The sequence below is a fragment of the Frankia sp. CcWB3 genome (assembly GCF_977927595.1).
The window spans coordinates 1-561 of record NZ_CDWRCK010000319.1; the positions used below are offsets into that span (position 1 = coordinate 1).

Consider the following 561-nt stretch of genomic DNA (forward strand, 5'->3'; position numbering starts at 1 on the left):
CAGCTCCAACACCAACCACTCACCGCAAGATCACGAATCTACGTGAATGTTTACCATGAAGCGAATCCGGGCACGGCTTAGTACGGAGATGCGGGACCTGCGGGGGATGAACGCGGAAGCGGTCACCCGTCGCCTGAACCCGATTATCAAAGGATGGGCCTCGTACTACCGGCCGGGTGTCTCCAGCGCGTCTTTCAGCGCCCTGGATACGCATATGTGGAAGCTTACCTACAAGTAGGCCAAGCACAGCCACCCGAAGAAGTCGAGGGACTGGATCGTCAAACAGTACTTCGGTCGTTTCAACCGCGCCAGGCAGGACCGCTGGGTTTTCGGTGACCACGTAACCGGCGGCTACCTCCAGAAGTTCTCCTGGACGACGATCGCCAGACATCATCTCGTTCCTGGAACGGCATCTCCGGATGATCCGAACCTGAGCGAGTACTGGAATGAACGGCGACGCAAGAGCAAACCTCCGCTCAGTCCGGGCAATCTACGGCTGCTCTCACAGCAGCACGGCCGCTGCCCAATCTGCCGAGGACTTCTCTTGCACGTCAGGGGACG

General features: G+C 58.8%; 1 protein-coding gene. It reads left to right on the top strand.

The window, feature by feature from the left end:
• The first annotated feature begins 55 nt into the window (after positions 1-55).
• Positions 56-238: a group II intron maturase-specific domain-containing protein gene (locus ACY5KJ_RS18310; protein ID WP_462203938.1), complete on the top strand. Its 183-nt coding sequence runs from the start codon at positions 56-58 to the stop codon at positions 236-238.
• The last annotated feature ends 323 nt before the right edge of the window (positions 239-561 follow it).

Coding starts and splice junctions, on each gene's coding strand:
- ACY5KJ_RS18310 (WP_462203938.1), top strand. CDS start 56: ATGAAGCGAATCCGGGCACGGCTTAGTACGGAGATGCGGGACCTGCGG.